Annotated in this window: 19 protein-coding genes; 13 read left to right on the top strand and 6 right to left on the bottom strand. The window is 69.7% G+C overall.

Annotated features, from left to right (window positions below; translation table 11 throughout):
- Positions 1-107: 107 nt before the first annotated feature.
- Entirely contained in the window at positions 108-1,367 is a 1,260-nt protein-coding gene (locus tag ACWFRJ_RS03595; protein WP_453524530.1) for a phospholipase D-like domain-containing protein, read from the bottom strand.
- A gap of 90 nt (positions 1,368-1,457) precedes the next feature.
- On the opposite strand from ACWFRJ_RS03595, the gene ACWFRJ_RS03600 reads away from it, so the two are divergent.
- The 13 genes from ACWFRJ_RS03600 to ACWFRJ_RS03660 all read left to right on the top strand — a co-directional run bounded on the left by ACWFRJ_RS03600 (position 1,458) and on the right by ACWFRJ_RS03660 (position 13,020).
- A complete protein-coding gene (locus ACWFRJ_RS03600; protein ID WP_453524531.1) occupies positions 1,458-2,300 on the top strand; it encodes a DUF1206 domain-containing protein in 843 nt (280 codons plus the stop codon).
- A gap of 243 nt (positions 2,301-2,543) precedes the next feature.
- Entirely contained in the window at positions 2,544-2,687 is a 144-nt protein-coding gene (locus ACWFRJ_RS03605) for a hypothetical protein (RefSeq protein ID WP_453524532.1), read from the top strand.
- 9 nt (positions 2,688-2,696) lie between these two features.
- A complete protein-coding gene (locus ACWFRJ_RS03610; protein ID WP_453524533.1) occupies positions 2,697-3,929 on the top strand; it encodes a sensor histidine kinase in 1,233 nt (410 codons plus the stop codon).
- The gene (locus ACWFRJ_RS03615) at positions 3,926-4,585 is read left to right on the top strand and encodes a response regulator (RefSeq protein ID WP_453524534.1); all 660 of its coding nucleotides are present in this window, start codon (positions 3,926-3,928) and stop codon (positions 4,583-4,585) included. The genes ACWFRJ_RS03610 and ACWFRJ_RS03615 overlap by 4 nt, the downstream gene beginning before the upstream one ends.
- A gap of 116 nt (positions 4,586-4,701) precedes the next feature.
- Positions 4,702-5,346, top strand: coding sequence for a GOLPH3/VPS74 family protein (locus tag ACWFRJ_RS03620; protein WP_453524535.1), 645 nt, complete (start codon positions 4,702-4,704; stop codon positions 5,344-5,346).
- Positions 5,347-5,362: 16 nt separating this feature from the next.
- Positions 5,363-6,922, top strand: coding sequence for a carboxylesterase/lipase family protein (locus ACWFRJ_RS03625; RefSeq protein WP_453524536.1), 1,560 nt, complete (start codon positions 5,363-5,365; stop codon positions 6,920-6,922).
- Positions 6,923-7,127: 205 nt separating this feature from the next.
- Positions 7,128-7,820, top strand: a complete 693-nt coding sequence (locus ACWFRJ_RS03630) for a hypothetical protein (protein ID WP_453524537.1) — start codon at positions 7,128-7,130, stop codon at positions 7,818-7,820.
- A gap of 358 nt (positions 7,821-8,178) precedes the next feature.
- Positions 8,179-9,198 carry an ArsR/SmtB family transcription factor gene (locus ACWFRJ_RS03635; RefSeq protein ID WP_453524538.1) on the top strand — a complete coding sequence of 340 codons (1,020 nt, stop codon included), beginning with the start codon at positions 8,179-8,181 and terminating at the stop codon, positions 9,196-9,198.
- Between the two features lie 90 nt (positions 9,199-9,288).
- Positions 9,289-9,651: an SH3 domain-containing protein gene (locus ACWFRJ_RS03640; protein WP_453524539.1), complete on the top strand. Its 363-nt coding sequence runs from the start codon at positions 9,289-9,291 to the stop codon at positions 9,649-9,651.
- A 59-nt stretch (positions 9,652-9,710) separates the two neighbouring features.
- On the top strand, positions 9,711-10,097 hold the full coding sequence (locus tag ACWFRJ_RS03645) for a peptidase inhibitor family I36 protein (protein ID WP_453524540.1): 387 nt from the start codon (positions 9,711-9,713) through the stop codon (positions 10,095-10,097).
- 383 nt (positions 10,098-10,480) lie between these two features.
- Positions 10,481-11,527, top strand: a complete 1,047-nt coding sequence (locus tag ACWFRJ_RS03650; RefSeq protein WP_453524541.1) for an iron-siderophore ABC transporter substrate-binding protein — start codon at positions 10,481-10,483, stop codon at positions 11,525-11,527.
- Positions 11,528-11,659: 132 nt separating this feature from the next.
- A complete protein-coding gene (locus tag ACWFRJ_RS03655; protein WP_453524542.1) occupies positions 11,660-12,043 on the top strand; it encodes a BlaI/MecI/CopY family transcriptional regulator in 384 nt (127 codons plus the stop codon).
- Positions 12,040-13,020 (top strand): M56 family metallopeptidase, encoded by a 981-nt coding sequence (locus tag ACWFRJ_RS03660; protein WP_453524543.1) that lies wholly within the window; start codon positions 12,040-12,042, stop codon positions 13,018-13,020. The genes ACWFRJ_RS03655 and ACWFRJ_RS03660 overlap by 4 nt, the downstream gene beginning before the upstream one ends.
- A 176-nt stretch (positions 13,021-13,196) precedes the next feature.
- Here ACWFRJ_RS03660 and ACWFRJ_RS03665 read toward each other — a convergent pair whose 3' ends face one another.
- Genes ACWFRJ_RS03665 through ACWFRJ_RS03685 form a run of 5 tightly spaced genes read right to left on the bottom strand, consistent with a single transcriptional unit; the run spans position 13,197 to position 19,077 of the window.
- Entirely contained in the window at positions 13,197-14,612 is a 1,416-nt protein-coding gene (locus ACWFRJ_RS03665) for an MATE family efflux transporter (protein WP_453524544.1), read from the bottom strand.
- Positions 14,613-14,615: 3 nt separating this feature from the next.
- The gene (locus tag ACWFRJ_RS03670) at positions 14,616-15,644 is read right to left on the bottom strand and encodes a cysteine synthase family protein (RefSeq protein WP_453524545.1); all 1,029 of its coding nucleotides are present in this window, start codon (positions 15,642-15,644) and stop codon (positions 14,616-14,618) included.
- 54 nt (positions 15,645-15,698) lie between these two features.
- Positions 15,699-17,063 carry a Y4yA family PLP-dependent enzyme gene (locus tag ACWFRJ_RS03675; RefSeq protein WP_453525058.1) on the bottom strand — a complete coding sequence of 455 codons (1,365 nt, stop codon included), beginning with the start codon at positions 17,061-17,063 and terminating at the stop codon, positions 15,699-15,701.
- Complete coding sequence (locus ACWFRJ_RS03680; protein ID WP_453524546.1) at positions 17,060-18,055, bottom strand: ornithine cyclodeaminase family protein; 996 nt, start codon at positions 18,053-18,055, stop codon at positions 17,060-17,062. Before ACWFRJ_RS03680 ends, ACWFRJ_RS03675 begins: the two co-directional genes overlap by 4 nt.
- Positions 18,056-18,087: 32 nt before the next feature.
- Positions 18,088-19,077 carry a TauD/TfdA family dioxygenase gene (locus ACWFRJ_RS03685; RefSeq protein ID WP_453524547.1) on the bottom strand — a complete coding sequence of 330 codons (990 nt, stop codon included), beginning with the start codon at positions 19,075-19,077 and terminating at the stop codon, positions 18,088-18,090.
- Positions 19,078-19,398: the final 321 nt, after the last annotated feature.

Consider the following 19,398-nt stretch of genomic DNA (forward strand, 5'->3'; position numbering starts at 1 on the left):
GACCAGCGACAGGTGCGGCACCCGCTCGGCCAGTTCTCCCTGGTCGAGCGGGTTGTCCGTGCTGACCGGCCCTTCACCCGGCTGTCGGCGGGATCAGGTCCGGCGGGTCAGAGGAAGCGCCGGATCGGCGCAATGGCCGCTTCCCTGGCGCGTTGGACGGCGGAGCGTCGCTTCCAGCGTCCGGGCCTGATGAGCTCGCTCTGCTCGAGGTCCTCGGTGAAATGGCCGTCAATGGTGGCGGTGAACGTGCGGTCGAGGACGGCGAGCATGACCTCTTCGTCATGGTTCAGGGAGCGGCGGTTGAAGTTCGTCGAACCGACGAGTGCCATGGTCCTGTCCACGGTGACGATCTTGGTGTGGAGCATCGTCGGCTGGTACTGGAAGATCTTCACGCCGCAGGCGGTGAGGTCCTCGTAGTAGCGCTGGCCGGCCAGTTGGCAGACCCTCTTGTCGGTGTGCGGGCCCGGCAGCAGAATCTCGACCTCGACGCCGCGGCGTGCGGCGGCGCACAGCAGCTCGATGAAGTACGCGTCGGGCGCGAAGTAGGCGGTGGCGAGCCGGATCCGCTCCTCCGCCGACTCGATCACCACACGGAACAGGGTCTGCATGTCCTGCCAGCCGAAACTGGCCGAGCCCCGCACCACCTGCACGACGGCGTCGCCCTGCGGGGTGTGGTTGATGAACCGGTCGCGGTCGTCGAAGAGTTCGTCGTGGCACTCGGCCCAGTTCTGGGCGAACGCGGCGGCCAGTCCGTCCACGGCGGGACCGCGCACCTGCACATGGGTGTCGCGCCACTCGTCCGGAGTGCGGGCATCGCCGCACCACTCCTCGGCGATACCGACCCCGCCGGTGAACGCGGTCTCCTCATCGACGACCAGGACCTTGCGGTGACAGCGGTGGTTCTGCTTCAGCGGTGAAAGATAGAGCGGTTTGCGGAACCAGGCCACCTGTACACCGGCCTGCTCCATCACCTCCAGCTGATCCTTCTCGATGAGCCGGCTGCCGAAACCGTCCAGCATGAGGCGCACCCGCACCCCCTCCCGCGCCCGGTCCGCCAGTGCGTCGGCGAATCGCTGGGCTATCTCGCCCTTCCAGTAGACGAACGTCATCATGTCTACGGTGTGCCGCGCGGAACGTATGCCGTCCAGCATCGCTGCGAAGATCTCGTCGCCGTTGCGCAGCGGGACCAGCGCGTTGCCTTCGGTCGCCGCCACCCCTATGAGTCTCTCCAACCGACGTCTGGCGCGTCGGGCCCTCTCATCAAGGACGCCATCGATGTCCTCATCTCCCGCCCTGGCAGAGGGGGATGAACTGACAATGCCGGTCGTTCCGGTGGGACCCGCGGGAGCGCTCTGCGTGTGTGTCATGGATGCACCTTCCTGGACGACGTGCGAGAAGACCAAAAGAGGGAGGCCCGATTCAGGGATCGCATACTCCCTTGGGGGCACAAGGCGGCTATGGCAACTGGATCAGCAACAGCACGCGGACGCAGACAGGCCCGGCGCGCGGCGAACAGCACAGCGGTGTCGGGTGCTGCCCGTGCGGGCTTCGTGGCCCGTGGGGTCATCTATCTGCTCATTGGCCTGCTCTCGCTCCGGATCGCCTTTTCGGACGGAGGCGGTGAGCAGGCAGATCGGGGCGGCGCCATCGCCGAGATCGCCGAGAAGCCTTTCGGCACCGTTCTGTTGTGGCTGCTGGGCATAGCGATACTGGGGATGGCGGTGTGGCGACTGACCGAGGCGGCCTTCGGGCAAGCGGGGCCCGACGGCAAGAAGGCGAGCAAGAGGGCGATGGCCGCAGGCCGCTGCGTCTTCTACGGATTCGTCGCCTACTCCGTGCTGTCGTACGCGGCCGGTGAGAAGGGCAGCGGCAGCGGGAGCTCCGACAAGGACTCCCAGGACATCACGGCGAAGGTTCTGGGATGGCCCGGCGGGCAGTGGATCGTCGGCGTCGCCGGTGCGGTGGTGGCCGGTACCGGCGTGTGGATCGCGGTCAGGGCGATCATGCGCAAGTTCAAGAAGCACCTGAAGATGTCCGAGATGTCGCCGAAAACCCGCAAGGTCGTCATGTTCCTCGGGGTGTTCGGCGGCGCGTGCCGGGGCGCCGTCTTCGCTGTCGCGGGTGCTTTCGCCATTGCCGCAGCGCTGAAGCACAAGCCCGGGAAGGCGAAGGGCATGGACGACACGCTGCGCTCCTTCACCGACACCCCCGCCGGCCCCTGGCTGCTGGTCCTCATCGCGCTCGGCCTCACGGCCTTCGGTGTCTTCTCCTGGGCCAACGCCCGCTGGCGCAAGATCTGACGGCCACTGGGGTGACACCGGATGGCGGTCCGCTCGCACCGGTCGCGGTGGCCGACGACTCGCCGACACCACCCGGTCGCTGGAGCTTCCGGTCTGCGCCGATCCAGTGGTGCTCGCCGACGTGGCCCAGGCCGTCATGAGCGGGCAACGCTCGCTGCCGCGTGATCAGGCGGAGGTGGGAACACGTCGGTCAGCGTTCCCTTTTTGGTGACGGCGCCTGGCTGTGATTCCCCCGGCGCGGTTGTGGATTCCCAGGCCGAGCAGGCCGAGCAGGCCGTGCTCGGCTCGATGACGCTGGTCCGCAATGAAGGCGTCCATGCGGGAATTAGCCATGGGCAGCAGCAGAACCAGTGCCGTGGCGCGATCACTTCCCTGTCCGCTGGATAAGGTCGAGCCGTGAGTCGCAGCAGTGGACAGCCGGACGACGCCTTCGCCGCGGAAACGCGGGGTGAGCTGTCGCCTCGCGCGGCTCGGACGCTGTGGTGGACGTCGGCCGGTCTGGTGCTCACGGTCCTCGGCACGGCGGTGTCCGTGGCCGGCGCCGACCACGTCGGCCGGATGCCGGTGGCCGTCGCCTTGGTGCTCGCCCAGGCAGGTGCTCTGCGATGGCAGGCGCGTGCCCCGGTCACCGTACTGGCCGTGAACACGGTGGCGGGACTCGCGGTGTGGGTGCTGCTGCCGGAGGTGACCTTGACGGGGGCACTGCTCGCGGCGCAGATCACGTTGTGCGTGCTGTCGGCCACCAGGCCGCGGCGGGTGTCCGTCCTTGCGCTTGCGGCGATGTGTCTGCCGGCGTCGCTGGTCTTCGGGGCGGGCGGCGCGACCGGTGTGACGGTCTGGCTGCTGACAGTGGTCCTGGCGTGGACCGCAGGACAGTGGCGCAGAGCGCAGAGGGAGCGGACGAGGGCGGAGACGCGCCGGGCCGTGGTGGAGGAGCGGGCGCGCATCGCGCGCGAGGTGCACGACGTGGTGGCACACACCCTGTCGGTGATGGTCATCCAGGCGGCCGCCGCGGACGATGTGTTCGCCGAACGGCCCGAGCAGGCCCGCCAGGCGCTGCGGGTCATCGAGACCGGCGCCCGATCGGCCCTGAGCGAACTGCGCCTGCTGCTGCGGGCCTTCCGACCGGACGAGGACGGGTACGCGGATGACGGGTACGCAGATGACGGGGATGCGGATGAGAGGTACGCAGATGGGCACAGAACCGGGGAGCAGCGCGATCCGGGGCCCTGGCTCGCGCGCCTGGAAGAGCTGGCGCAGACCGTGCGCGCCACCGGAATGACCGTGCGCCTGCACCACGAGGGTGCCACCGCCGGGTTGCCCGCGACGGTGGACCAGGCGGCGTACCGGATCGTCCAGGAGTCCCTCACCAACACATTGCGCCACGCGGTCGGCGCGGACGAGGTGAGCGTGCGGGTGACGGCTGGGAGGGACTGCGTGCAGGTGACGGTGATCGACAACGGACGGGCGGTGCAAGGGATTGCACCTGGGCGCGCAGCAGGTGCGGGGCGTGGCCTGGTGGGCATGAAGGAGCGCGTACGGCTCGTGGGCGGCAGCCTGCGCACCGGCCCGCGGCCCGGCGGCGGGTTCGAGGTGTCGGCGCGGCTGCCCGTGGAACGTGCGTCATGACACTGCGCGTGGTGGTGGCCGACGACCAGACTCTGGTCCGTACCGGATTTCGCATGATCATCGACGCGCGGGACGACTTGGAGGTGGCCGGTGAGGCGGCCGACGGCCGGGAGGCGGTACGACTGACGCGAGAGCTGGCGCCCGACGTGGTGCTGATGGACGTGCGTATGCCCGTGGTGGACGGTATCGAGGCGACGCGGCAGATCGCGCGGTCCGACAGCCTGGCCCGCGTGCTCGTGCTGACCACCTGGGACGTCGACGCGCACGTCGTCGCCGCCCTGCGGGCAGGGGCGAGCGGCTTCCTGCTGAAGGACATCCGCCCCGGCGAACTCGTCGACGCCATCCGCCTCACCGCGCGCGGGGACGCGCTGCTGGCACCGACCGTGCTGGGCCGCGTCCTCGACCGGTTCCTGCGCACCACACCCGACCCGGCGCCACCGCCCTCCCTGCGCGAGCTCTCCGCCCGCGAGCGGGAGGTGCTCACCCTGATCGGGCAGGCCCTGTCGAACGCGGAGATCGCCGAGCGGCTGCGCCTGTCGGAGGCCACCGTCAAGAACCACGTCACCGCGGTGCTGCGCAAGCTGGCAGTGCGCGACCGTGTGCAGGCCGTCGTCGCGGCCTACGACCACGGTCTCGTCCAGCCGCGCCGCCCCTGACGGGCCGGGCCTCCTCCTCAGGGCGGAGATCCGGCCCGTGTTCCCCCCGTGCTCCCAGTGCCGGTCCCTTCCTGCGGCCGATCCGTGCCCGGGGCCTTCGGTCCTACCGTCGAGATGTGACCGAAGATCTGGCCTGCACCATGTACCTGCTCGCCCACGACGACGCCGCCGAGGGCCCCTACGATCGTGCCCGGACGGAACTGCTGGTCCGCGCCGCCGCCTTGATCGACCTCGGGCTGCGCGGCCGGCTTGAGGAGGACGCCGGCGTGGTTGTCCTGTCCGGCGCCGGCGCGGAACCGACCGGAGACCCCGTCCTGGACGGCGTGCTGCGCGACGTCGGCGCCGGGCACAGTTGGAAGCGCCTCGTGCGCCGCCACCGTAAGCGAACCCTGACGGAGGTGGAGGACCGGCTCGCGGAGGCGGGACTGCTCGCCGTGCGGACCTCCCGCATCCGTCTCGGCAGACGGCGGCTGACCGTGACGCGGCCTGCTGTGATCGACGACGTGCGCACCCGCGTGTCCGTGGCGCTGCACGAGGACACTTCTGTGCGGGAGATCCCTGCCGAGGACGCCGCGCTGCTGGCGCTGGCCGCGGCGGGCGACATCCGCACGGTTCTCTCACGGCAGGATCGCAGGACTCACCGGGACCGTATCGACGCCTGCACGCAGTCTCTCGCCGCCTTGGCGCCCGGTCTGGCGAAAGCCGTGCACGATCTGCCGATGACCATGATCGCCGCGCAGGGCGGCATGGGCGGCAGCTGACCACGGGGAGACGACCATGACGCACCGCTTTATGACCACTGCGTTCTGCGCCCTGACCGCCGTACTCGCGACGGCCTGGGCGTCGGCGCCCCCGAACGAGTCCGCCCCGCCCGCCGCCGTGACGGTACGCACCCACGACGGCTTGGTACGAGGCACCGAGCACGGCGGCTACCGCACCTTCGAAGGCATCCCCTACGCGGCGCCTCCGGTCGGCCGGCTGCGCTGGGCACCGCCCCGTCCTGTCGTTCCCTGGTCCGGGGTACGGGAGGCGACGCGGCCCGCGAGCGCCTGCCCCCAGCCGGCAGGCGAGGTGCCCGGCGGCAGCACCGACGAGGACTGCCTCCACCTGAACATCACGACACCCGACGGCGCTGCGCCGACGACTCCCCGACCGGTGATCGTGTGGTTGCACGGAGGTGGCTTCACCACCGGAGCGGGCGGTTCGTACGACGCCCACCGCATGGCCACTCGCGGAAACGCCGTGATCGTCACCGTCGACTACCGCCTCGGAGCCCTCGGTTTCCTCGCGCACAGCGGCCTGACCGGCTCCGGAACCTTCGGCCTTGCCGATCAGCAGGCAGCGCTGCGCTGGGTCCGCACCGAGATCGGTGCCTTCGGCGGGGATCCGCACGAAGTGACGCTGGCCGGTGAGTCGGCGGGCGGCTACAGCGTCTGCGCCCAGCTCGCCTCGCCCACCGCCTCGCGGCTCTTCGACCGGGCGATCATCCAGAGCGGTCCGTGCACCGGCCGGCCGGACCGGCCGTTCGCCCCGTCCTCCGTCCCTCTGCCCACAGCCCGCGCCGAGGGCGCGGCCCTCGCGTCGAAAGTCGGCTGCCGTTCCGGGCGCGACGTCCTGGCCTGCCTGCGGCGCGTGGACGTGTCCCGTCTGCTCGCGGTCCAGGACACCGATCAACACCCCGCGCACGCGACGCGGTTGCTGCCGGACGACCCCGCGGCGGCGATCGCCGCCGGCCGCTTCCCTCGCGTCCCCGTCCTCATCGGCAGCAACCACGACGAGGGAAACGGCTGGGCTGCGGGGATCATCGAAGCCGGCCATCCCGTCACTCCGGACACCTGGCCCGACGTCGTGGCATCCTTCTTCCCCGCACCGGGGCAGGCGAAGGCGATCGTCCGTACGTACCCGGTGCACCGCACCGACGGCGGACCGGTGTTCGGCGCGGTCATCGGCGACGCCGACTTCGCCTGTCCGACGGCACACACCGCCGGGCTTCTCACCGCTGAAGTGCCCGTCTGGCGTTACGAATTCGCCGACGAGCACGCTCCGCCCCTCACCCCGGGAACGCCGCCTTTTCCGCTGGGCGCACCGCACGCGAGCGAACTGCCCTACCTCTTCGACCTGGGCGGCCGCCCTCGCGACCTGACCGCGGCACAGCACCGACTGGCCGACACCATGATCGATTACTGGACCCGTTTCGCCCGGACCGGCGACCCGAACAGCCCGTCGTCACCGCGCTGGTCCCGCCACACGGTGCTGTCCCTGGCGCCGGACCACATCGTCCCCACCCGCACGGTGGCAACCCGCCACCACTGCGCGTTCTGGAACACGCTCGGCTGAGCGCAGGCCGAACTCCCGTCAGGCAGGCAGGCAGGCCCCGCAACCGCCCGAACAGAGCCAGCCGCATCAGCACCCCAAGGGGACACACCGTAAGGGCGCGCGCCCCAAGGAGGCGCACCGCAAGGAGTGAACGCAAGCGGCGGCGCACATGTCGTCGGCCACGAACCGACACGGACCCAATCTCACCATTCTCAGGGGGACAGCCATGAACGAAACCACGGCCAGGCTACTGACGGGCCGCGCCGGCATCGTCACCGCAGCCGCCTTCATCGTCGAAGTACCCCTGTACTTCCTCTACTCCGGACCGCCACCGGACGCGAACGTCCTGGCCAGGCTGCTGATCGGAATTCTCGCACTGGCGTCATTGATCGTGTTCACGACGATTTTCCGCGAGCTGGTCAAAGCGGCGGCCCCCGCCTACGAGTGGCTCGGCACGGTGGCCTTCGCTGCCGGACTGGTCTACGCGACGATCACCCTGGTCTCCAGCGGCCTCGAAGCCGGCGCGGTCATCGCCGCCGACCGCCCGATCGACCCGACCATCACGGTCAGCGGCACGTACGTCCTCTACGGGACGATCGGCCGCCTCCTGCTCGCGCTCTTCCTGACCGCCGTGGGCCATGCCATCATCCTCGCGAGGCTGTTGCCCCGCTGGACCGGCCGCACGGCCTACGTCCTGGCAGGCCTGAATCTGTTCTTCGTGCCGTCGCTGTTCTTCGGCAACACCCCCTCGCACTTCTACGCGGCGAACGGCTGGGGCACGACCGCCCTGATGGGCGCGCTCTTCAGCTACTGGCTGCTGGCCCTGGGCGTCTCGGCCCACCGCAGCGCCTCTCGACGGGCATCCGCCGCCTCGTCGGCCCTGCCGGGCGCGGGCTCCCTGGGAGCGAGGTCGGGCTGACATGCGCCAAGGACGCACGCCTGCAGCGGACCGGAGCCGCGCCTGCACGAGGCTCTTCTCCGCTTCGCTCACTGGAGGGCGAGCGTGAAGAGGGATCATGCGCCGGAAGGGGCGGGCGAGCTGAGCTGGACGCTGACCTGTGCGGACCAATTACCGGCCCGCACAGGGCCAGACATGGTGTCGTTCCGGGAGTTGGCCCGGCGGTTGGTCGCTGAGGGCGTCGTCGAGCGGAGCCCGCCCGCCCGCGTACCAGGGCGCCCGCGCGCCCCGTCGACCTCCACCCGGCCGCCCTGCTTGCCGCGGGGGGACTGGGACACTGGGCCGCGGGACCGGGAACGGCGGGGAAACGGGGCGATCGGTGACCAAGCGCATTCATTTCACGGCGGAGGATCTCGCGCGGACCAGGGTGACCACCACCCTTGGTGTGGCTGCCGAGACCCTGGACGGCATCAAACGGCTGCGGGAGAGTGACGGCACCCCGGCCTTCCACCGCTGGCGCACCTCGGTGGGCAGGGAACTGGGCGGACGCCTGCGCGAACAGGCGGGCCCCCTGCTCGCGTTGATGCCCGCGCGCGGACCTCAGATCGATGTGGTGAGCCTCGCGGGGGACGCCACCTGCATCGACGAGGCGGTCGACAACCTGCTGGCCGCTCCACGTGCCCTTACGCGCCTCGAAGTGGAGTACCTCGACGTCCATCCAGCCCATCGTGCGTGGGCCAGGACCCTGGCCGACGGCGACCGTGAGGCCCGTCTCCAGTTGGCCGGGGCGCTGCGGGCCTGCCATCGGGCGGCCATCGCCCCGTACTGGCAGCAGATGCGGTCCGACCTCGCGACGGCCCGGGAAGGCTATGTGCGCACGATGGCCGAGGGCGGAGTCGAGCGGCTGCTGGAGACACTGTGCGACCCGCTGGTGCGCTGGCGGCCTCCCGTGCTCGAAGTGCGCCATCCCCGCGACGCGGACATCCACCTGCGGGGGCGCGGGCTCATCATCGCGCCGACGGTGTTCTCGTCGCAGCAGGCGGAGGTGTTGCAGAACCTCGTGGACCAGGAGCAGCCTCCCGTCCTGGCCCTGCCCACGGTCGGTGAGGGGACGGACGGCTCCGCGCACTGGTTCGCCGAGGGACCCGCCGAGCGCTCGCTCGACGACCTGATGGGGCGGACCAGGGCCGCCGTGCTCGCGGCCGCGGCCGACGGCTGCAGCACGACCGAACTGGCTCGCCGCCTCGACATCTCGCCCGCGACGGCAAGCCAGCACGCGACCGTGCTGCGCAGGGCCGCCCTGATCACCACCCGCCGCGACGGCAAGGCGGTCCTGCACACGACCACACACCTGGGCGCCGCGCTGCTGGCCTCCACCACCCATGGTTTCGGGCCCTGACGAAAGGATTGCCGCCCCTGCCTGCCGTGAGGATGGTTGTCCCCGTCACAACATCCGGAGCGACGGCACGTGCGAGCGGGGGATTCGCGCGTGCCGTCCGTGGTGGGAGGAACCATCATTTACCGCAAGCCAGTCGTAGCCGCCGCGCTCGCCGCCGCATTCGTCGTCCTCGCCCCGGGAGCCGTCGCCATGGCCGCGCCCCCCGAACAGAGTTACACCGTGGTGCCTTACACGGGCGTCAACGTCCGCTCGCTGCCCAAGAAGGACAGCGCCTACCTGGCCACCCTCACGGCCGGCCGGTCCTACCAGGCGTACTGCTGGACACACGGCGAGACCATCACGGACAACGGCTACACCAACGACATCTGGATCGGGTTCGCCGACGGGTTCAGCAGCGCGGTCTACTTCAAGGGCGACCAGTACGCCAACCTCCCCGCCTCCGCCGTCTGCTGACATCGCCGCGTGCACTCCGCGGCCGGCAATCCGAGAAACCACGAAAGGGGAAACCTGTCATGCGGACGCGTTCCTTCGTCATCGGCACGGCAGCGACAGCCATGGCCGGCGTCCTCGCCGTCGCACCTACGGCCTCCGCCGAACCCAGCCCACCGTCCTGCCCCAAGGGATACGTCTGCGTGTGGAACGGGGAGAGCACCGCCGGGCCGACGGCCTTCAAGACACAGGGCAACTGGCACGGCTCCCATACGTTCCGCGACCGGAACGGCCTGGTGTTCAACAACGGCGTCGCCTACCCGGGCGCCGACCACATCCAGGTCACCTGGACGTACGGCGGGTCCACGGGCAGCAAGTGCCTCCACTACAACCCCGGCCCGGGGGATTACCAGAACGTCTTCAGCGCGGGGGCGACACTCACGAGTCTGGTCTGGCGGGGCGAATGCTGAGCTGACGTGGGCGGGTGGTCGTCCACCGGCGACGCGCCACCGCCCGGAGGTGGGACTAGGGCAAGCGCCGGAGCAGGACCGGTCGGCCGTCGACCGCGCGGGCGGTAAGGCTCTGGTGCTGCATCTCGCCAACGAGAATCCGCACTGGGGCTGCCGACGGACACAAGGCCAACTCGTCCGGCTCCGGCACTCTGTTGGCGCGAGTTCCTGACCGCGCAAACCGAGGCCATCATCTCCGCGACTTCGTCCACATCGATCTCGTAGATCCGCGCCGGGTGTACGCGCTCGTGTTTCTCGAGCACGGCACACGCCGGCTGCATGGTCGGGCGGAGACTGCTTTGCCTGCGGCTATCGCGTCTGCATAGTTAGGCTAGCCTTTCTTCATGCTCAAGCGTTCGACAATCTCCGCGCGGCCGACTGCCGTATCCGGGTTCTTCCGCCCTCGGCGCCTTGCCGCGGGTGCCGTGGCGGTCGCGTCGGTCCTCGTAGTCGCGGGCTGCTCGTCCGGCTCCGGCTCGGGTAGCAACGACAGCGACGCCGGAGCTGTCGCCAAGGGGAACTTCCCCGCCAAGGTCGCCACGAAGTTCGGTCAGGTCACAGTCAAGGAACAGCCCAAACGCGTCGTCGCTCTCGGCTGGGGCGACGCGGAGACTGCACTCGCCCTGGGTGTACAGCCGGTCGGAGCCAGCGACTGGCTCGACTTCGGTGGTGACGGGGTGGGGCCTTGGGCGAAGGGCAAGTACGACAAGAGCCCCACGAAGATCGGCACTCTTGAGCCCGAGTACGAGAAGATCGCGTCTCTGCGGCCCGATCTGATCCTCGACACCAAGTCGAGCGGCGATCCGAAGCGGTACGAGAAGCTCAGCAAGCTCGCGCCCACGGTGGGCGTGCCCAAGGGCGGCGACCAGTACCTGACCGACTGGCAGGACCAGACCGAGATGGTTGCCGATGCTCTGGGACTGCACGACAAGAGCCAGCAGCTCATCACCAAGACCAAGGCCAAGTTCACCGCTACAGCCAAGGCGCACCCTGAGTTCAAGGGCAAAACCGTCACGTCCGGCTCGCTGACCTCTGACGGCTTCGGCGCCTACGTGCGGGGCAGCGGTCGCGTGGACTTCCTGGAACGGCTCGGCTTCAAGAACAACCCCTGGGTCGAGAAGCAGGGAGGCGGCAGCTTCTTCATCAGCGTCGCTCGGGAGAACGTGAACAAGCTCGACGCGGACCTCATGGTCATGGAGCCCATCGGTATGTCCGCGTCGGACGTCACCAACGACCCGCTGTTCAAGAAGGTCCCGGCAGCCAAGGCAGGTCATGACGTGGTCTTCGACCTCAAGTCTGCGTCCAGCAAAGCCTTCGCCACTGACTCCGTGCTCTCGGTGAACTACGCCCTCGACAAGGTCGTGCCCCAGTTCGCGAAGGCCCTGAAGTAGGCAGCTGGACAAGTGCGGTGGGGGCCGCGCCAATTGGTGCAACACCCGTGTGCGTCTCCGTTGGCGGCATGCAGCCGCATCCGGACGTGAGCGAGTGGTAGTCAGGCCTACGGCCAGGGAGGACGGGAGAGAATGCCGGACAAGCGTCGGGACGAGAGACGTCCGCACGGTGAGCTGGTCGCGGACGTGCTTGCGGTGCTGTGGCAGGCCGGTGAGCCGATGACCGCGCAGCAGGTCAACGCCGCGCTCGACAAGGGGCTGGCCAGGACGACTATGGCCACCATCTTGACCCGCCTCTATGAGAAGGGCACGCTGCGCCGGACCCCCGTGGTGCGCGGTTTCGCCTACGAACCAGTGGAGGACGCGGCCGGACTTGTCGCGGGCCGAATGCGCCGTGAGCTGGAGAGCGAGCCTCGGCGGGATCTCGTGCTGAAGCGATTCGTGTCGTCCCTGTCCGAGAGTGACGAGGAGACGCTGCGGCACCTTCTTGGTGAGGCCGAGGACGGCTCTGAGTGACGTATGTGCTGGTCTTGGTCCTTCTGACCCTCGCCTTCCCGTGGGGTGGGGCGGCCATCGCAAGGCGTCTTGCCGGCGTGCTGCCGCCTCGTTGGGCGTGCTGGGTGCTGACGGGTGCTGCCGTCCTGCTGGCCGGCGGAACGATCTCAGCGCTGATCGGCTTGTTCCACGTGCCGTTCCTCGCCTCTCTGGAGCAACTGTCTTTCACGCGCGTGCTGGAGGAATGGCCGGCAGCGGTGCCGTTCGCCTGTGCGGCCGGAGCGGTCATGCTGGCGCAGGTGGTGCTGCTGGTGCGGCGTTGGATTCAGCACCGTTCGCTGCTCAAGCGCGCCTGGCTGTCGGCGAGCGAGGGCACGGGGGACGGGGACCTGCTGGTGGTCCCGGGAAGTGACGTGGATGCCTTCGCGCTTCCTGGATACCGGGGGCGCCGTGGTCGGGTCGTGATGACGTCCGGGATGGTGCGGTCGCTGAAGGCGGGGGAGCGCGAGGTTCTGCTGGCGCACGAGCGGGCGCACCTGGCCGGGCGTCATCATCTGCTGTCGGCGGTGGTCGATCTTGCCGCTGTCGTGCACCCGGCGCTGCGCGGCCTGCGGGAGTCGTTGGCCTTCCACTTGGAGCGGTGGGCGGACGAGGAGGCTGCCGCGGTCGTGGGTGATCGGCGGGTGGCTGCTGCGGCTGTCGCCCGAGCGGCGCTGGCCGGGGCGTCCCACGGCCGCGTCAGCGGATATCCGCTGTTGTCGGCGACGAGCGGGCCCGTGCCGCAGCGTGTCCAGGCTCTGCTCCTGCCTGAGCCGGTGGTCCCGCGCGGGGGTGCCGGGCGAGTTGGCGCGGCTGCCCTGGCTACGACGGTGGTCGTTGCGGCGGTGGCGGCTGTCGCGCTGGCATACGGGCTGCACGAGTACGTGGAGTACGCCGCGCGGCAGTTGATCGGCGCGCCGTCGGGCTGCTCGAGTTTGTGGAGTGTGCTGGGCGCGTAGTTCGGTCCAGGTGCTGCCTATCGATCATGTCCCCTTCGTCGGCCGCGTCCAGCGGGCTGATGAAGGGGGCTTCTTGCTGTACTCGTACAGGTGCGGACGGAGTCGCCGGCGGTCTCGGCGTGGCTGAGACCGAGGCGGCGAGTCCGTCCGCGCTGTGTGGCGTCGGGGCTCGATGATCAGGCTGCGGAGGGGGCGGGCTCGGGTTGTGCCGCGGCGAGCGCGGTGTTGTAGCGGCGCAGCAGGAGCAGGGCGGTGGCGGCGAGGCCGGTGAGGAGTCCGAGCCAGATCCCGAGCGTGTCCAGGTTCAGGGCGTACGCGAAGAGCCATGACGCTGGCAGCCCGATGGCCCAGTAGCCGATCAAGGTGATACGGAAGCCGCTCTTGGTGTCGTCCAGGCCGCGCAGAAGGCCGACGCCGATGTTCTGGGCGCAGTCGAAGAACTGCAGGAACGCCGTGACGATCAGCAGGTGGGTGGCGATGGTGAGTGCCTGGCCGGACCCGGTTTCGAGGAAGGGCGCCAGGACGAGCCGGGGCAGGGTGAGATACACGATGCCGACGACGGTCATGACGGCGGCGGCGCAGGCCAGGGCGGTGTTCTTGATGCGGCGGGCGCCTTCGTGGTTGCCCAGGGCGAGCTCTCGGCTGACGTTGATGGATGCGGCGTGGGAGAGGCCGACGGCGACCTGGAAGACGATGTAGACGAGCTGGTTGACGGCGGTGTGCGCGGCGAGTGCGTCCGGACCGAAGGAGCCCGCTATCAGGGCGGTGACGGAGAAGAATCCTGCTTCGGAGCCGTAGGTGGCGGCGATCGGGATGCCGAGGCCGAGCAGGCGTTTGACGGTGGCGGCATCCGCGCGGGTGATGTCGAGCGTGAGGAGCGGCGCCAGCGTGCTGTCCCTCTTGGCGGCGAGACAGAGGGCGATGAAAGACAGCAGGTAGACGGTGGAGGTGGCGATACCGACGCCGGTCAGGCCGAGCTGGGGCAGGCCGAACGTGCCGTGGATGAGGGCCCAGTTGAGCGCCGCGTTCACCGCGATGGAGGCGAGCGTGATCTGGAGGAGGGCCTGGGGGCGGCGCATTCCGACGGTGAACTGGCGGATGGCCTGGAACCACAGGCAGGGCAGCAGACCGGGGGCGAGGGCGTAGAGCATCGTCTGCGTGAGGCCGACGACGGATGCGTCCTGGCCGAGCAAGCCCAGGCCCTGCCCGATGAGGATCATGACGAGGGCGCCGGCGATTCCGGCGAGGGTGGCCACGGCCAGACTGGCGCGGACGATGCCCTGAACCTCGCGGTGTGCCGCCTCCTGCGCCTCGGTGCCGTCCTTGCCGTCCGAGCTGGTGGTGGCTTGTTCGGCTCGGGCGGCTGCGGCGGCGATCTGGTTTCCGACGGAGGTGACCAGGCCGACGCCCATGGTGCGGATCTGGTTGAAGATGACGATGGCCAGGCCACCGGCCGCGAGTTCGGTGGTGCCCAGCAGGCCCATCATCACCGTGTCGGTGGTCGTCAGGGCGACCTGGGCGAGCTGGGTGAGGATGAGGGGGATGGCCAGAGTGCCGAGCGCGCGGCTGTCGCGGAGAAGGATGGTCAGCATGGGTTACCGGTTCCTGCGGAGCTTGGTGAGGTGTTCGTCCACTTCGCGTTCGGCCTGAGGGCTGAGGAGGTTGTGTTCGGCCATCCAGTCGTCGTTGAAGACGGTGTCCATGTACTTCTCCCCTCCGTCGTTGATCAGGGCGACCATAGTGGTGCCGGGCGGCAGCAAGGCCAGGCGGGTCAGGGCCTCGTGGACGACGCCGCCCGCGGAGCCGCCGATGAGCAGCCCGGTGCGGGCCACGGCCCGGCAGGTGGCGAAGGCTTCGATGTCACCGACCTTGACGCCTTCGTCGATGAGGTCGAAGTCGACCAGGGCGCCGATCTCGGCGCCTTCGGGGGTGCCGGTGCCGGACTGGTGGTAGTCGTGGGCGGGCCCGCCGAAGGCGATGGAGCCCTTGGGCTCGACGCCGATGACGGTGAAGTCGGTGATGAGCTTGGCCAGTTCGCGGCCGGTACCGCACAGTCCGCCGCCGGTGCCTATGGCGCCGATGAGGATGTCGATGTCGCCGTCGAGGGCCTCGGCGAGTTCGTGGGCGACGGGGAAGTAGCCGACGCCGTTGGCGGGGTTGTTGTGCTGTTCGGTGAAGACGGTGTTGTCCTGGCCGCGTGCCATGTCCTCGGCGAGTTCTTCGCGGGCGGCGGTGGCGAGTTCCTCGGTGCCGTCGTCGACGACGTAGACGAGTTCGGTGCCCAGGGCCTTCATGGCGCGCAGTTTGTCGGCGGCCGCGTGGTTGTCGACGACGGCGGTGAAGGTGTAGCCGCGCTCGGCGGCGATCACGGACAGGCCCAGGCCGGTGTTGCCGGAGGTGGATTCGATGATCCGTCCGCCGGCTCGGAGGTCTCCGGCGGCTTCGGCGGCGTCGACCATGGCGCGGGCCATGCGGATCTTCGCGGTGCCGGTGGGGTTGAACATCTCCAGCTTCAGCAGCAGACGGCTGCCGGTCTCGGTGGTGGCCAGTTCAAGCAGCGGGGTGTAGCCGATCAGGTCGGACAGGTGGGAGACCACGGCGGGGCGCTGAAGGGCTCCGGGCATCAGAAGACTCCTGTGGAGGGGGACGCGGCGAGGTGCGGGGCGTGATGGTGCTGCTCAGGTGAAGTGGCGGTCCAGGCGCCAGCGCGGCCGGGGGCGGTCGGTGTGGTCGATGACGACCTTGGGGGGCAGCGGCAGGTCGTGGAAGGGGGACTCGTTGGAGTCCATCTGGTACCCGGCCGTGTTGGGGTAGAGCAGGAGGTCCCCGGCGCGGGGCCGCTGCGGGAAGGCGATCTTGCGCCAGGTGAGCATGTCCGATTCCAGACAGGTGGCCGCGCCGACACCGGCCGGGAACAGGCCGGAGGAGGTGGCCTGGTCCTGGGGGATGAGCAGCGGGTCGGGGAGGTACTCGCTGTTGAACCACTGCTCGGACAGGCTCAGGCTGGTGCCGTTGACGGTCAGCAGCTGGTAGCCGTCGCGGTCCTTGACGCCCTGGACGGTGAAGACCGTGCCGCCTGCCTGGTCCAGCAGCGCGCGGCCGGGCTCCAAGAGAAGCTCCACTCCCGCTGCCCGCAGGACGGTGTCGAGGGGGCCGTGGTGGTTCTCGGGCCTGGTCTGAAGCAGAGCGGCCAGGGCGTGGGGGCCGGATACCGGCGAGTGGTACGGGTAGAAGTCGGCGCCGTGGAAGGTCTTTCCGGCGTGGTAGTGGGCGGGACGCTGGCTTTCGAGGAAGGCGTGCCAGGAGCTGGCGTCGGTGTAACTGATGGGCAGGCCACCGCCGATGGAGATGCGGCCGGCCTCCAGACCGTTGGCGCGCGCCTTGAGGCACAGGTCGACCAGGCGGGCTGCGAGGTCGGCGCGGGGTTGGAGGGCGTAGCCGGACAGGTGGAAGCTGAATCCCTCCATGCGTAGCGCGTCGCCCGCCCGCACACATCGCTCGATGGCGATGGCCAGCTCGGCATCGGTCATGCCGAACCGGCTGTGCGGCTGCACGGAGGGCAGGACGCGCAGCAGGATCCGGGCGGGGCGTACTCGCCCCGAAAGCGCGATGCTGATGACCGCATCGAGCTCGTCGAGAGCGTCGACGGCAAGCAGCGCGCCGTGCGTCACGGCCAGGCGCAGCAGGACCGGATCCTTGGCGGGACCGGTGACCATGAGGTGTTCACCGCGCACCCCGTGTCCGAGGGCCTCGCGCAGCTCGGCGGCAGAAGCGACGTCGAGCCCCGCGCTGTTCTCGGCGGCCCCTTCGACGAAAACGGCCGCCTTGTTGGCCTTCTTCGCGTAGTAGACGAAGCCGTCCACCCTTGCCGCGGCCAGAGTGGTCCGCATGGCACGGAGGTTGGCGGTGAACGCGTCGGGCAGCAGGAAGTGGAACGGTCCGCCGAACGCGTGGGCCAGTTCGGGCAGCAGCCCGGATGCCACCACCGCGTCGGTGGCGGCATCCGGCAGGACCGGCAGGGACGGCCAGTTCTCCGTGCTCACTGCCACAGCGCCACCTCGGTGCCGCGGCCGGCGTCCAGGGCGAGCTGGGCGAAACGGTGCCCGAGGGCGATGTCGGTGACGACCAGGCCGCTGTTGTAGGCGAAGATCCGCTCGGTGGGCGACGTACGCCCGGCCGCGGATCCGGCGATGACGGCGGGGAACTCGGCGTCGACAGCGGGGAGTTTGCCGTCGGCGTCGGCCATGTCGGTGCCGGTGACGTTCATCTGGGCTTCGCTCGTGGCCACGACGCGGTCTGCGCCGTGCAGGGTGGAGGGCGCGAGGCCGTGGCCGACCAGAATGGACAGGGCGCCTTCCTTGAGCCAGCCGGCTTCGACGGCGGCCGGTGTGTGCCCGCCCGCGGTGGCGACGACGACGTCGGCCTCTGCTGCGGCGGCCCGCAGGTCGGAGACGATCTCGACATCCCGGTCGGGGAAGTGGGTGTGCAGTCCCTTCTTCACGGCGGCCAGACCGTCGGGATGTGTCCCGGAGACCATCAGGCGATCAAGCCGGGGCAGCGCGGTCAGAAGGAACGGCAGGGCGAGGCGTCCTTGCGTGCCGGTGCCGATGACCAGCGCCGTGCGCGCACCGGGGGCGGCCAGCTCGCGCGCCAGCAGAGCGGACACGGCCGGGGTGCGCAGGGAACCGATCCGGGAGCAGTCCATCATCGCCACCGGCAGGCCGGTGACATCGTCGTAGAGGGTCAGCGTCGTGTAGTAGTGCTGTTCCTCGCGGCCCTTGTCCAGGCCGTGCTTGTACGAAGTCTTGATGGCGACGACCTCGCGGGTGCCGTCCCTGCCCAGCATCGCGTAGGAGACTGAGTGGCCGTCACGGGGCTTGACGGTGAGCTTGCGCGGGTTGTCCGACAGACCGTCAGCCAGGGTGCGGTAGGCGCCCTCGACCGTGGCGAGCACGTCGGTGAGGGATATGTCGATACCGGCGAGGTCGCTGGTGGACAGGATCCGCAGTCGGCGGTCCGGGGGTGTCTCGGGCATGGGGTGTTCTCCTGTCGCGTCAGAGGTACGGGTCAGCCGGCGTGTGCTTCGAGGGCGGCCTGGCCGTAGCCGTGCTCTTCGGCTTCGGCGGCGGGGCGGGTGGGGCGGCCGGGTACGCGTACCGAGGCACGCTTGAGCCAGCGGTCGGTACCGTCGTAGCGGGCCTTGAAGGGCACCCGCCCGTGGACGACGATGTCGTTGTCCACGACCAGGACATCGCCAGGCTCGAGGCTGACCGCGACCGAGACGCGGGCCAGTTCGTCCTCCAGGCGCCGGTACGCCGCACGCCATGCGCCGTCGGCCTCGTCCAGCGGGGTGTAGGCGGGGTCGAACCGCATGGTCATCCCCTCGGGAGTGCCGAACAGGGTCGGCACCGACGCCGGCCGTCCGGCGAACTGCTGGGCCTCCTCGTAGGCGTCATCCGGCAGGATCGGCACGACCGGCCGCTTGAGCTGCTCGACGTCCTCTGCGCAGAGGGCGGTACGGCGGATGCTGGCCGCGGTGGTGGCGATGCTGTCGTGATTGCGCATGCAGCACAGCAGGAGCAGGTGGGCGCGGCCGGGGTGGAAGGCGTCCTCGGTGTGCGGGGTCAGCAGGACGGAGCTGGAGGCGCCGGTCTGCTCGCTCTCGTGACCTGGTGAGGGCACGATGTTGTGCACGAACCGGCCGTCCTGCTGGCCGTCCCAGGCGATGGGAATGCCCATCAGGGTGGAGACGAGCAGCAAGGCCACGTCCCACACTGCGCCGGCTCCGCCGACTGTCGACCAGTGGCCGGGGGTCGGGCCCGGGTCGGCGTCGTCGAGGTTCAGGCCGCGCAGCACGAAGAGGCCGTCGGCGGTGTCCACGGGGCGCAGGGCGTGCCGCATCGTGTCGCCGAGCCCGGCGCACGCCTGTGGGAGGGCGGCGAGGAGTTCGGGTGAGGTGGCGGACCCGTGCGTGGCCAGCAGTTTGGCTGCGGCGGCGGTCAGTTCGGCTGCGGCGGTGACGTCGAGAGGGCGTACCGGGGCAGGGCAGGTGGGCACGGTGGCACCTTCCAGGGCATGACGAATCGAAGCGCGGGCATGCGGCATCGCCGCACCGGCTCGAAAGCAGGGGGAAACAGAGGGGGGAAGCGGGGAGAAAGGAACGCGAAATGGTCGGGCGCAGCGCGGCTCGGGGCGCCGCCGGACACCAGGAACGTAACAACGCCGTTCAGGTGAGGCAACCCTAACCGGTGTGATTGACTACATCAACGTAGTCTCATTTTCGGCGATCCGGCACCCATCTGACTGGACGTCAAAACCCTTACTGGGCAGGCATGTTGACGTGATCGTGAGTCACGTCGGTAGCCGTCGGGGCGGGAT

The organism is Streptomyces sp. NPDC055239 (assembly GCF_053606205.1).